Source organism: Streptomyces sp. NPDC021622 (genome assembly GCF_040640795.1).
Classification (GTDB): domain Bacteria; phylum Actinomycetota; class Actinomycetes; order Streptomycetales; family Streptomycetaceae; genus Streptomyces.
In genome coordinates this window covers 109,272-122,629 of sequence record NZ_JBFACK010000013.1, presented here as the reverse complement: position 1 = coordinate 122,629, position 13,358 = coordinate 109,272, and the positions used below count along the sequence as shown (strand labels likewise).

At 69.1% G+C, this 13,358-nt stretch carries 10 protein-coding genes; 8 read left to right on the top strand and 2 right to left on the bottom strand.

What is annotated here, in order from left to right; translation table 11 throughout:
• Positions 1 to 482: 482 nt before the first annotated feature.
• Positions 483 to 1,322, top strand: coding sequence for an HAD-IB family hydrolase (locus AB0G47_RS25565; RefSeq protein WP_360774203.1), 840 nt, complete (start codon positions 483 to 485; stop codon positions 1,320 to 1,322).
• Between the two features lie 307 nt (positions 1,323 to 1,629).
• Here AB0G47_RS25565 and AB0G47_RS25560 read toward each other — a convergent pair whose 3' ends face one another.
• Entirely contained in the window at positions 1,630 to 2,445 is an 816-nt protein-coding gene (locus AB0G47_RS25560; protein WP_360774201.1) for an oxidoreductase, read from the bottom strand.
• A 101-nt stretch (positions 2,446 to 2,546) separates the two neighbouring features.
• On the opposite strand from AB0G47_RS25560, the gene AB0G47_RS25555 reads away from it, so the two are divergent.
• On the top strand, positions 2,547 to 3,527 hold the full coding sequence (locus AB0G47_RS25555; protein ID WP_360774198.1) for an ATP-binding protein: 981 nt from the start codon (positions 2,547 to 2,549) through the stop codon (positions 3,525 to 3,527).
• Positions 3,528 to 3,568: 41 nt separating this feature from the next.
• On the opposite strand, the gene AB0G47_RS25550 is transcribed toward AB0G47_RS25555, so the two are convergent.
• Entirely contained in the window at positions 3,569 to 4,849 is a 1,281-nt protein-coding gene (locus AB0G47_RS25550; protein WP_360774195.1) for a hypothetical protein, read from the bottom strand.
• Positions 4,850 to 5,247: 398 nt separating this feature from the next.
• Here AB0G47_RS25550 and AB0G47_RS25545 point away from each other — a divergent pair, with 398 nt between their 5' ends.
• The 6 genes from AB0G47_RS25545 (at position 5,248) to AB0G47_RS25520 (ending at position 13,350) form a co-directional block, all read left to right on the top strand.
• A complete protein-coding gene (locus AB0G47_RS25545; RefSeq protein WP_360774192.1) occupies positions 5,248 to 7,602 on the top strand; it encodes a SulP family inorganic anion transporter in 2,355 nt (784 codons plus the stop codon).
• A 49-nt stretch (positions 7,603 to 7,651) separates the two neighbouring features.
• The gene (gene acs, locus AB0G47_RS25540) at positions 7,652 to 9,655 is read left to right on the top strand and encodes an acetate--CoA ligase (RefSeq protein ID WP_360774189.1); all 2,004 of its coding nucleotides are present in this window, start codon (positions 7,652 to 7,654) and stop codon (positions 9,653 to 9,655) included.
• 227 nt (positions 9,656 to 9,882) lie between these two features.
• Complete coding sequence (gene nhaA / locus AB0G47_RS25535) at positions 9,883 to 11,280, top strand: Na+/H+ antiporter NhaA (protein WP_360774187.1); 1,398 nt, start codon at positions 9,883 to 9,885, stop codon at positions 11,278 to 11,280.
• A gap of 120 nt (positions 11,281 to 11,400) precedes the next feature.
• Positions 11,401 to 11,898 (top strand): phage holin family protein, encoded by a 498-nt coding sequence (locus AB0G47_RS25530; RefSeq protein ID WP_360774184.1) that lies wholly within the window; start codon positions 11,401 to 11,403, stop codon positions 11,896 to 11,898.
• Positions 11,895 to 12,845, top strand: a complete 951-nt coding sequence (locus AB0G47_RS25525; RefSeq protein ID WP_360774181.1) for an alpha/beta hydrolase — start codon at positions 11,895 to 11,897, stop codon at positions 12,843 to 12,845. Before AB0G47_RS25530 ends, AB0G47_RS25525 begins: the two co-directional genes overlap by 4 nt.
• A 316-nt stretch (positions 12,846 to 13,161) precedes the next feature.
• Entirely contained in the window at positions 13,162 to 13,350 is a 189-nt protein-coding gene (locus tag AB0G47_RS25520; protein WP_135333949.1) for a hypothetical protein, read from the top strand.
• The last annotated feature ends 8 nt before the right edge of the window (positions 13,351 to 13,358 follow it).

The following is a 13,358-nucleotide window of genomic DNA, read 5'->3' as shown; positions in this document are numbered from 1 at the left end:
CGCGTTCCACATCGGCGAAGAACCGGCCAAAGCAATCCGGCCATGAACTTCGCGTGCAGAACGAGCGGAATCAGCGTGCAGCGATCCAGGAAATCGTGTGGATCTTGGTCAATTACTGTGGACAAGACGTGGGCTGTGAATATCCCCTTCACCCATACCGGTGACATCCCGAGGACTTCCGCAGAGCAGCCTGACGGCTACGCACAGTGACGGATCTTGGGCAAGCGAAAGGGCCGCCGAATCGGCGGCCCAGACGCGTCACGTGATCGGATCGGAGTCGTACGAGGCCCGTAAAACCCATCCGGACATGCGACGACCCCCGCCGGGGGGGAGAGCGGGGGTCGTCCCCACGGTCCGACTCGGGGGGGGAGGAGCCAGACCGGGTTAGCACGGTCGCGAACGATCCGTGACTTCCATGGTGTACCCGAGAGCCTTCTCAGGCAAACCCACGCGCCTCACCTTACGCCGAATGGTGGGCGCCTATGCTCGGGCTCGTGGAAAACCACTCCTTGCCTCGCACAGCGGCCTTCTTTGACCTGGACAAGACGGTCATTGCGAAGTCGAGCACTCTCACCTTCAGCAAGTCGTTCTACCAAGGCGGCCTGATCAACCGCAGGGCGGTACTCCGGACCGCCTATGCGCAGTTCGTCTTCCTCGCCGGCGGCGCCGATCACGACCAGATGGAGCGGATGCGCGAGTACCTGTCCGCGCTCTGCCGCGGATGGAACGTGCAGCAGGTCAAGGAGATCGTCGCCGAGACGCTTCACGACCTGATCGACCCGATCATCTACGACGAGGCAGCGTCCCTCATCGAGGAGCACCACACCGCGGGCCGCGACGTCGTCATCGTCTCCACATCGGGCGCCGAGGTCGTCGAGCCGATCGGGGAGCTCCTGGGCGCGGACCGGGTGGTCGCCACCCGAATGGTCGTGGGCGACGACGGATGTTTCACGGGCGAGGTGGAGTACTACGCCTACGGCCCCACCAAGGCGGCCGCCATCAAGGAGCTCGCGGTCTCCGAGGGGTACGACCTCGACCGCTGCCACGCCTACAGCGACTCGGTGACCGACATCCCGATGCTGGAGTCCGTCGGGCATCCGCACGCGGTCAACCCCGATCGCGCGCTGCGCCGCGAGGCCGTCTCGCGCGGGTGGCCGATTCTCGACTTCCACCGTCCGGTGCGGCTCAAGGAGCGGCGGCCGAAGCCGTCCCGTCCGGCGCTCGTGGCGGTGGCCGCAGTGAGCGCCGCGGCTGCCACCGCGGGCCTCGTCTGGTTCGCCAGCAGGCGCCGGACACCCCGCGCCCGATTCACCCTTATTTGAACCTAAAAGTAAAGAAGTAGGTCCAGGACTTCCGCTTACCCCAGGACAGGAGTACAAAGGAGTCAACGGCCCGCGAGACCAAGGACATCCGAGAGGATTACCTTTAAACGCAACCAAGGCCCCACGGACCGAAGCATGGACATCGAGCACCCACGCGACGTCGACCCGTCGATTACGGGCCAGCCGCACCAGGTGACGGGCAATGTTCCCGACCTGATGGGCAACCTTCGAGGACGCTTGGTAACACGGTGAACATGCCAGCGGCGGTGCGAGAACTCGTACCGCCGCAACCCTGTTCAGGGTCCTTTTACGCCGCGCCGCGCTGCAGCGCCTCGCAGACCGCCGTCGACTCCCTGACCCCCAGTTCGACCGCACGCCCACAGTGGGCGATCCAGGCGGCCATCCCCTCCGGGGTACCGGACGCATAGCCGTCGAGCGCCGCCACGTACGCCGCCCGTCCCTGTTCCGCGTGCCCTGCCTCGGCGGGGCAGATGGACTTCGGGTCCAGGCCGCTGCCCACCAGGACGATGCGCTCGGCCGCGCGCGCGACCAGGCCATTGTGCGAGCCGAAGGGCCGCAGGCTGAGCAGCTCCCCGTGCACCACGGCCGCCGTCACCAGGGCCGGTGCGGAACTTCCCGCGATGATCAGCTGCGAGAGCCCCTCCAGGCGCCCCGCCACTTCCTCGGCGTCCGGCACGTTCAGCTCGACCAAGGGCTCGTCGACCGGCTCGCCCGCGAGGCGCGGCCGCCCCGCCGACTCATCGGCCTCCGCCGCCGCGACCAGGTGCAGCCGCGCCAGGACCCGCATCGGCGACTGCCGCCAGATGGACAGGAGTTGACCCGCCTCCGCGGTCAGCCGCAGGGCCGCGCCGACCGTGCGCGCCTCGTCGTCGCCGCTGAAGTCGCTGCGCCGGCGGACCTCTTCGAGCGCCCACTCGGCGCCGGAGAGCGCCGCGGAGCCGCGCGCGCCGCGCAGGGCCGCCTCGGACGTGACCTCGTTGCTGCGGCGCCGCATGATCCGGTGGCCGTAGACCCGGTCCACGGCCTTGCGCACGGAGTCCACGGAGTCGCCCACTCCGGGCAGGGCCACCAGGGCTGCGAGCGGATCAGCTGTCGTACTCATGAGTACGACCCTACGCACACCACGCGCCTGCCCCACGAAGGAGTGGTCTTCTTCACGCCGAATGGATACGTCAGGTGATCATCAGGCTACCCTTGGTGAACATGAAGATCGCTTTCGTAGGGAAGGGCGGCAGCGGCAAGACGACGCTGTCCTCGCTCTTCATCCGCCACCTCGCCGCCACCGGCGCACCGGTCCTCGCGGTGGACGCCGACATCAACCAGCACCTGGGTCCCGCACTCGGCCTCGACGACACGGTCGCCGCCGAACTGCCCGCCATGGGGGCGCGCCTTCCGCTCATCAAGGACTATCTGCGCGGCTCCAACCCGCGGATCGCCTCCGCCGAGACAATGATCAAGACCACGCCTCCCGGCGAGGGCTCGCGGTTGCTTCGGGTGCGCGAGGACAACCCGGTGTACGACGCGTGTGCCCGGACGGTGGAACTCGACGACGCCGCCGTGCGTTTGATGGTCACAGGGCCGTTCACCGAAGCCGACCTCGGTGTCGCCTGCTACCACTCCAAGACGGGGGCGGTGGAGCTGTGTCTGAACCACCTGGTCGACGGGCGCGACGAGTACGCGGTCGTCGACATGACCGCCGGTTCGGACTCCTTCGCCTCCGGCATGTTCACGCGCTTCGACATGACGTTCCTGGTGGCCGAGCCGACCCGGAAGGGCGTCTCCGTCTATCACCAGTACAAGGAATACGCACGGGACTTCGGGGTCGCACTCCGGGTCGTCGGCAACAAGGTGCAGGGCCAGGACGACATCGACTTCCTGCGTGAGCAGGTGGGCGACGACCTCCTGGTGACGGTCGGGCACTCGGACTGGGTCCGTGCCATGGAGAAGGGCAGGCCGCCCCGGTTCGAGCGCCTGGAGGCGACCAACCGCCTTGCCCTGCAAGCACTTCAGTCCGCCGCCGACGCCTCGTACGAGCGCCGGGACTGGGAGCGCTACACGCGCCAGATGGTGCACTTCCACCTGAAGAACGCGCAGAGCTGGGGCAACGAACGGACGGGGGCCGATCTGGCGGGCCAGGTCGACCCCGACTTCGTGCTGCGCGAGCGGCTGGCCGCCACGGCCTGAGCACCCCGGTGGGCGTCACCGCTTGAACTGACCTGTGGGCGCTACGGCTTGACCGCCGGGGCGCCCGGGACGCCCTTCGGGGCCGGGGCGGGCTGGGCCGAGAGGTACGACGCCCAGCCGCCCTTCGGGGCCGTGGCGACCGGCAGCTTGGTGAGGCGCTCCAGGGTCTGCGGATCCTGGGCGTCGAGCCAGTCGGCGAGCTGCCGGAAGGAGACACAGCGCACTTCGGGCTTGGTGCAGACCGACTCGATCGTCTCCTCGATGGCGCGCATATACGTGCCGCCGTTCCAGGACTCGAAGTGGTTGCCGATGATCAGCGGGGCGCGGTTGCCCTTGTAGGCGCGGTCGAAGCCCTGGAGAAGGCCGTCGCGCATCTGGTCGCCCCAGTACTCGTGCTTGTCCGGGTCGCCCTGGGACGTCGTACCGGACTGGTTCACCATGAAGTTGTAGTCCATGGTGAGCGTCTCGAACTTGCGGCCGGGGACCGGGACCAGCTGCATCGACAGGTCCCAGAGGCCTTCCTTCTTCTTGGGCCAGAGCTGGTTGTTGACGCCGCTGGTGTCATAGCGGAAGCCGAGGTCGCGGGCCGCCCGCATGAAGTTCTTCTGGCCTTCGAGGCAGGGCGTGCGGGCGCCGATCAGTTCCTTGTCGTAGTCGAAGGGCAGCGGCTGAGCGCCCTTCATGCCCGTGTTGGTCTTCCAGGCCTTGACGAAGGACTTGGCCTGGCCGATCTCGGACTTCCAGTCGGCGACCGACCACTGGCCCACGCCGCGGCTCGGACCGCAGAAGTGGCCGTTGAAGTGGGTGCCGACCTCGTTGCCCTCGAGCCAGGCGCCGCGGAGCTGGGCCACGGTGTCCTTGATTCCCTTGCGGTCGTTGAAGCCGATGTCCGAGCTGCCGGACAGGTGCTGCGGCGGCTTGTAGAGCTTGCGCTTCTCCTCGGGGAGCATGTACACGCCGCTGAGGAAGTACGTCATCGTCGCGTTGTTCCGCTTGGCGACCTTGCGGAAGTGCGAGAACAGCTTCTGGCCGTCCTCGCCCGCGCCGTCCCACGAGAAGACCACGAACTGGGGCGGCTTCCGGCCCGGCTTGAGACGTGCGGGTCTCGGCAGGTGCGGCTGCTGACCGGTGAAGGCGGTGGAGCCGTCGCCGATCATGCGGACCGCGCTCTTGGGTGCCGGGGCGGGAGCCGCCTTTCCGGGGCCCTGTGCGCCCTTCTTGGCGCCGGCGTCGCCGCCCGCGCAACCGGCCAGTGCCGCGACGCATGCCACGAGGGCGGTGATGCCCGCGGCGATCCGCTGGATCCTCTGGGTGGCGGCCATCTTCCGCCCACCTTCTTCCTTCACGTCGGCTTCGAGTCAGGGCAGGGGTCTGCGGAGAGCACCGCAGGGGTCGCTGCGGCATCACCACAAGGGGCATCGCAGGCATTAAGCCGTAATTGCCATGAAATGCGTGCGACGTCGCCAACGTCGCACGAGGGCACGGGAGACGCGTTACGACAAGCCGACAAATAGCTCTATTCACTCGCCAGGGTGATTCAATGCCCCATTTGACCCATTTATCCAACCAGGGCCTTTACTCTCCATTACGATTCGTTTACCGAGAGTTGAGATATCCCGCCGCTGCAACGCCGTGACCCACGGCCGCGACCCCGCCCTCCGGAGACCGCCGGAGGACCCCTTGTCCCGCGACCGCGCCGCCCCGGAGGAGACGGGAAGCCATGACCGCTTTTGTCCCCACCCACGCCACCGACTCGACTCACGCCTCACACGACCACGAGCCCCACGGCCCGCCGTCCGGCAAGAACAGCCGGTTCCGCAAGTTCCGCATCTCCGGCGCCGACCTCTCCGCGTCGATCGCCGTCTTCCTGATCGCCCTGCCGCTCTCCCTCGGCATCGCGCTCGCCACCGGAGCACCGCTCCAGGCAGGGCTCGTCGCCGCCGCCGTCGGCGGACTCGTCGCCGGACGGCTCGGCGGATCACCGCTCCAGGTGAGCGGCCCCGCCGCCGGCCTCACGGTCGTCACCGCCGACCTCATCCAGCGCTATGGATGGCGCACCACCTGCGCCATCACCGTCCTCGCCGGATGCGCCCAACTCGGCCTCGGCTGCCTGCGCGTGGCCCGCTCCGCGCTCGCCGTCAGCCCCGCCATCGTGCACGGCATGCTCGCCGGCATCGGTGTCGCCATCGCCGTCGCCCAGCTGCACATCGTGCTCGGCGGCACCCCGCAGAGCTCCGTGCCGGACAACCTCCATGCGCTGCCCGCCCAGTTGGCCGATCTGCACCTGGCCGACCTGTCGATCAGCCTTCTGACACTGGCGGTCCTGCTGGCCTGGCCGCGGATCCCCGGACGCCCGGGGAGAGTTCTGCGCGTCGTGCCGGCCCCGCTCGTCGCCGTCGCGGGGGCGACCGTCTGCGCCTGCGTCGCCGGACTCAGCCTCTCCAAGGTCGACCTGCCGTCGTGGCGCAGTCACGCGCTGGCCGGGCTCCCGGAAGGCCCCGTGCTCGGGATCGTCGCCGCCGTGCTCACCGTCACGCTGGTGTGCGGGGTGCAGTCGCTGCTCGGGGCGGTCGCCGTGGACAAGCTCACTTCCCGGCGGGCCGCGGGGCAGTCCCGCGTCGGCCGCTCCGATCTCGACCGGGAGCTGCTCGGGCAGGGCGCCGCCAATGTCGTCTCCGGCGCGCTCGGCGGGCTGCCGGTCGCAGGAGTCGCGGTGCGCAGCGTGGCCAATGTGCGAGCGGGCGCCGCCAGCAGGAACTCCACGATGCTGCACGGCGTTTGGGTAGTAGTAGCCGCCCTGCTGCTCGTCCCCGTCCTGGAGCTGATCCCGCTCGCCGCGCTCGCCGCCCTGGTGATGGCCGTCGGCATCCAGATGGTGAGCCTGAACCACATCCGCACCATCACCCGCCACCGCGAGATCCTCGTCTACGCGATCACGACACTCGGCGTGGTCTTCCTGGGCGTGCTCGAAGGCGTGGCCCTCGGCGTCGCCGTCGCCGTGACCGTCGCGCTGCACCGCCTCGCCCGAACCCGGATCACGCACGCCGAGGAGGACGGCGTCCACCACGTCCGTGTGCGCGGGCAGTTGACGTTCCTCGCGGTGCCGAGGCTCAGCAGGGCGCTGCATCTAGTGCCCCAAGGGGCGGCCACCGTCGTCGAGTTGGACGGCTCCTTCATGGACCATGCCGCGTACGAGGCGCTGCAGTGCTGGCAGGACGCGCACACCGCGCAGGGCGGCAGAGTCGAGGTGACCGGGCGCGCGGGGACGCGGATCGCCGAGCCCGCGAGCACGTCGCACTCCTGCTGCCGCCCCTGGACGGCCTGGCGCAACCACCACTGCGACCGCCCCGAGGAGACACCGGGCGACGGGCGGCCCCGGCCCAGCGGGCATCAACTGGCGCGCGGCATCAGCGCGTTCCAGCGGAACACGGCCCCGCATGTGCGGGGCGAGCTGGCCCGTCTCGCGCGCGAGGGGCAGCGCCCCTCGCAGCTCTTCCTGACCTGTGCCGACTCCCGGCTCGTCACATCGATGATCACGTCGAGCGGCCCCGGCGACCTCTTCGTCGTACGCAATGTCGGCAATCTGGTGCCGCTGCCGGGTGCCGAGAGCGGGGACGACTCGGTGGCCGCGGCGATCGAGTACGCCGTGGACGTGCTGAAGGTGCGGTCCATCACCGTGTGCGGGCACTCCGGGTGCGGGGCGATGCAGGCCCTGCTCAACACGCCGCCCGGCGGCGCCCAGACACCCCTGCGGCGGTGGCTGCGGCACGGGATGCCGAGCCTTGAGCGCATGGCGGCGTACGAGGCCGACAAGACCTGGGCCCGGCTTGCGGGGCGGGCGCCCGCGGACGCGGTCGAGCAGCTCTGTCTGACCAATGTGGTGCAGCAGTTGGAGCATCTGCGCGGCCATGAGGCGGTGGCCCGGCGGATGGCCGAGGGCGCGCTCGAACTGCACGGGATGTACTTCCACGTAGGTGAGGCGCAGGCCTATCTGCTGACCGAGGGTCAGGACGAGGTCTTCGACCAGGTGACACCGGCCCAGGAGGATGAGTCATCCGCCCGAGTACAGGTCTAAACCAATTTTCGGCAGGCCCTTGTCACCAGGGGTATACGTCTGATGAGCTGTGGCTTGGGACACAACGGACACCCTGGGAATGGGAGATGTCGTGAGCAACGAAAGCCTGGCCAACCTTCTTAAAGAAGAGCGAAGGTTCGCGCCGCCGGCCGACCTGGCGGCCAACGCCAATGTCACCGCGGAGGCGTATGAACAGGCCAAGGCTGACAGGCTCGGCTTCTGGGCCGAGCAGGCCCGCCGGCTGACCTGGGCCACCGAACCGACCGAGACGCTGGACTGGTCGAACCCGCCGTTCGCGAAGTGGTTCGCCGACGGCAAGCTCAACGTCGCGTACAACTGCGTGGACCGCCATGTGGAGGCCGGCAACGGCGACCGTGTGGCGATCCACTTCGAGGGTGAGCCCGGCGACAGCCGGGCCATCACCTACGCCGAGCTGAAGGACGAGGTCAGCCGCGCCGCGAACGCGCTGACCGAGCTGGGCGTCCGGCAGGGCGACCGGGTCGCCGTCTATCTGCCGATGATTCCCGAGGCCGTCGTGGCGATGCTGGCCTGCGCCCGCATCGGCGCCGCGCACTCCGTGGTCTTCGGCGGCTTCTCCGCCGACGCCATCGCCACACGCGTGAAGGACGCCGACGCCAAGGTCGTCATCACCTCCGACGGCGGGTACCGCAGGGGCAAGCCCGCCGCGCTCAAGCCCGCCGTCGACGACGCCGTCTCGCGCGAGGGAAGCTCCGTCGAGCACGTCCTCGTCGTACGCCGTACCGGCCAGGATGTGGCGTGGACCGAGGGCCGCGACGTGTGGTGGCACGAGCTCACCGAGCGGCAGTCCGCCGAGCACACCCCGGAGGCCTTCGACGCGGAGAACCCGCTCTTCATCCTCTACACGTCGGGTACGACGGGTAAGCCGAAGGGCATCCTGCACACGTCCGGCGGTTATCTGACGCAGGCCGCGTACACCCACCACGCCGTCTTCGACCTCAAGCCGGAGACCGACGTCTACTGGTGCACGGCCGACATCGGCTGGGTGACCGGCCACTCGTACATCACGTACGGGCCGCTGGCCAACGGCGCGACGCAGGTCATGTACGAGGGGACGCCCGACACCCCGCACCAGGGGCGCTTCTGGGAGATCGTGCAGAAGTACGGGGTGACCATCCTCTACACGGCGCCGACGGCGATTCGTACGTTCATGAAGTGGGGCGACGACATCCCCGCGAAGTTCGACCTGTCCTCACTGCGCGTCCTCGGCTCGGTCGGTGAGCCGATCAACCCCGAGGCGTGGATCTGGTACCGGAAGAACATCGGCGCCGACACGTGCCCGATCGTGGACACCTGGTGGCAGACCGAGACCGGCGCGATGATGATCTCGCCGCTGCCGGGCGTCACCGAGACCAAGCCGGGCAGCGCCCAGCGCGCGCTGCCGGGCATCTCCGCCACCGTCGTCGACGACGAGGCTCAGGAGGTGCCGAATGGCGGCGGTGGATATCTCGTCCTGACCGAGCCGTGGCCCTCGATGCTGCGCACCATCTGGGGCGACGACCAGCGGTTCATCGACACCTACTGGTCGCGCTTCGAAGGCAAGTACTTCGCCGGAGACGGTGCCAAGAAGGACGACGACGGCGACATCTGGCTCCTCGGGCGGGTCGATGACGTGATGCTCGTTTCCGGGCACAACATCTCCACCACCGAGGTCGAGTCGGCGCTCGTCTCGCACCCCTCCGTCGCCGAGGCTGCGGTCGTCGGCGCGGCGGACGAGACGACGGGTCAGGCCATCGTGGCCTTCGTGATCCTGCGGGGTTCCGCCGACGCGGAGGCCGAGGGGCTCGTCGCGGATCTGCGGGGCCACGTGGGCGCGACGCTCGGCCCGATCGCCAAGCCGAAGCGGATCCTGCCGGTGGCCGAGCTGCCGAAGACGCGGTCCGGGAAGATCATGCGGCGGCTGCTGCGTGATGTCGCGGAGAACCGGGAGCTGGGTGACGTCACCACGCTGACCGACTCCTCGGTCATGGACCTGATCCAGACGAAGCTGCCGGCTGCGCCGAGCGAGGACTGAGAGTTCCCCGCGCCCCTTCGGGTCGCTGAGCATACGTACGCAAGAAGGGCATCCGGCACCGCGCCGGGTGCCCTTCTTGCGCCTAAAGTGATGATCGCCGGATACGTCCGGACGCATGTTAGGTAAGCTAAGGATCGCGTCAACATCGCGACAAGAAACACCTAGGTGCGCCGGGAAGTCTGGTCGGCATGTGATTCGTCCTGCCTACCGACCGGAGGTCGACCCCCGTGGCCGCGCCCGCACCCAGCAACAACCGCAAGGTACTCGGACGGCTCTCGCTGCCCGAGCGGAACTTCGTCGCGAACGCGCTGCGTGCCGAGACCGTCGGTGGTGTCCTCCTCCTCGTCGCCGCCGTCACCGCGCTGATCTGGGCCAACACGGCCACAGGGTCGTACAAGTCGGTGAGCGGCTTCCACATGGGTCCGGCCTCGCTCGGCCTCGACCTCTCCATCCAGCACTGGGCCGCCGACGGGCTGCTCGCCGTCTTCTTCTTCGTCGCCGGCATCGAACTCAAGCGCGAGCTGGTCGCCGGCGATCTGCGCGACCCCAAGGCCGCCGCCCTGCCCGTCGTCGCGGCGCTCTGCGGCATGGCCGTGCCCGCCCTCGTGTACGTCCTGACCAACACCGTCGGCGGTGGCTCGATGGACGGCTGGGCCGTGCCGACCGCCACCGACATCGCCTTCGCGCTCGCGGTCCTCGCGGTCATCGGCACGTCCCTGCCGTCCGCGCTGCGTGCCTTCCTGCTCACGCTCGCCGTCGTCGACGACCTCTTCGCGATCCTGATCATCGCGGTCTTCTTCACCAGCGACATCGACTTCGCGGCGCTCGGCGGCGCGGTCGTCGGCCTCGCGGTCTTCTGGGTGCTGCTGCGCAAGGGTGTGCGCGGCTGGTACATCTACGTTCCGCTGGCCCTGGTCATCTGGGGCCTGATGTACAACAGCGGCATCCACGCCACCATCGCCGGTGTCGCGATGGGCCTGATGCTGCGCTGCACCCGCCGCGACGACGAGGAGCACTCGCCGGGCGAGCACATCGAGCACCTGGTGCGCCCGCTCTCCGCGGGCCTCGCCGTGCCGCTGTTCGCGCTGTTCAGCGCCGGTGTGGCGGTGTCGGGCGGTGCGCTCGGGGACGTATTCACCAAGCCGGAGACGCTCGGTGTGGTGCTCGGTCTCGTGGTCGGCAAGGCGGTCGGCATCTTCGGCGGCACCTGGCTCGCGGCGCGCTTCACCAAGGCCGAGCTCAACGACGAACTGGCCTGGCCGGACGTCTTCGCGGTCGCCTCGCTCGCCGGGATCGGCTTCACCGTCTCGCTCCTGATCGGCGAACTCGCCTTCACCGAGGACCCGCTGCTCACCGACGAGATCAAGGCCGCCGTCCTGATGGGCTCGCTCATCGCGGCCGTGCTCTCCGCGATCCTGCTCAAAGTCCGCAACGCCAAGTACCACGCGATGGTGGCCGACGAGGAGCGCGACGACGACCTCGACGGCATCCCCGACATCTACGAGCAGGACAAGCCGGAGTACCACCTGCGGATGGCCGCGATCTACGAGAAGAAGGCCGCCGAACACCGCAGGCTTGCCGAAGTGTCGGGCGGGGCACGCGCCGATGACGAGGGTCCGGCATGATCTGAGCAGACTTATCTGCGCAGACTTAGCAGAATTGCTGCGCAGACCTAGCTGAGCAGTCGTATCTGAACAGACGTATCCGAGCAGGCTTATGCACGCTTACGGAAGAGGGAGTACGCGATGAGCGCACCCGACGGGCCCGTCGGCACCGAGCGCAGCCTCGGTCAGCTGGTCTCCACCGCGACCAGCGAGATGTCGGCGCTGGTGCACGACGAGATCGCGCTGGCCAAGGCGCAGCTGCGGCAGGACGTCAAGCGGGGTGCGGTCGGCGGTGCCGCGTTCGCCGCGGCGGGCGCGGTGCTGATCTTCTCGCTGCCGATGCTGAGCTTCGCCCTCGCGTACGGCATCGAGACCTGGAGCGGCTGGAATCTGGCGATCTGCTTCGTGCTGTCCTTCGCGGCGAACGTGCTGGTCGCGGGGCTCCTCGCGCTCATCGGCGTCATCTTCGCGAAGAAGGCCAAGAAGGGCAGGGGCCCGCAGAAGGCGGCCGCTTCGGCCAAGGAGACGGCTGCCGTGCTGGGGAACGTCAAGCCGCACCCCCGCGCGGTGAGCCCCGCGGGTGCCGTCGTCGACCGTGTCGGTGAGAAGGCCCCGGCTGTGGCACGCTCGTCTTCATGACGGACCCCGCCCCTCTTTCGGCCCAGCCGCCCTCGCTCGTACGCATCGAAGTCCCGGGCGGGAGAAAGGTGGCCCACCGGGATGTCGCCGCCAACGGCGCGCGCTTCCACATCGCCGAGATGGGCGAGGGGCCGCTGGTGCTGCTTCTGCACGGCTTCCCGCAGTTCTGGTGGACCTGGCGGCACCAGATGGTGGCGCTCGCCGACGCGGGGTTCCGTGCGGTCGCGATGGACCTGCGGGGCGTGGGCGGCAGCGACCGTACGCCGCGCGGCTACGACCCGGCGAACCTCGCGCTCGACATCACGGGCGTCGTCCGGTCCCTCGGCGAGCCGGACGCCGCGCTCGTCGGGCACGACCTGGGCGGATATCTGGCGTGGACGGCGGCCGTGATGCGGCCCAAGCTGGTGCGCCGCCTGGCCGTCTCCTCGATGCCGCATCCGCGGCGCTGGCGCTCGGCGATGCTGTCGGACCGCAAGCAGACCGCCGCCGGGTCGTACGTCTGGGGCTTCCAGCGGCCGTGGCTGCCGGAGCGTCAACTCGTCGCGGACGACGCGGCCCTGGTGGGGCGTCTGGTGCGGGACTGGTCGGGGCCGCGGCTGCCGGACGACGCGACGGTGGAGACGTACCAGCGGGCCATGACCATCCCCTCGACGGCGCACTGCTCGATCGAGCCGTACCGCTGGATGGTGCGCTCGATGGCCCGCCCCGACGGCATCCAGTTCAACCGCCGCATGAAGCGGCCGGTGCAGGTTCCCACGCTGCATCTGCACGGGTCGCTCGACCCCGTGATGCGTACGAGGAGCGCGGCGGGCTCCGGCGAATACGTCGAAGCGCCGTACCGCTGGCGACTGTTCGACGGCCTAGGGCACTTTCCGCACGAGGAGGACCCGGTGGCCTTCTCGACGGAGCTGGTGAACTGGCTGAAGGATCCCGAGCCGGATCGGTAGTCGGCGCCGCCAACTGCCGTGCCGGGCACGGCACCCGCAATCGGCTGGGGAGCTCCGCGCTCGGCTGGGGGTCCGGGGGTTATCCCCCGGGAAAACACAGCCCGCACGAGGAGGACCCGGTGGCCCTCTCGACGGAGCTGGTGAACTGGCTGAAGGATCCCGAGCCGGATCGGTGAGGGTTTCGGGCCCCTGAATCGACCCCTGAATCGCCGGTGGGCGAACGCCTGTACTACGAACGGCCACTTGCCCCCCGCATAGGCCAATTGGGGCCCCTGGGCGCGGTTACCGACCTTGAGGCACGGGCACACGTCGGGGTATGGGCTGGACGCACGACTACAGTGACGCAGCACGCAACCGCCGCTCGGCCACAGCGCTGAACAGCCATGAGGGGGGCGGCCCGCACGATCCGGGCCACGAAGGCCCTGCTCAGGGCATCGGCATTCCACGCATCTTGCGCCGCAGGGCCCGCTGGGTCTCGGCGCGGCTGCGTCATACGCGCGACTGATCCCCCGG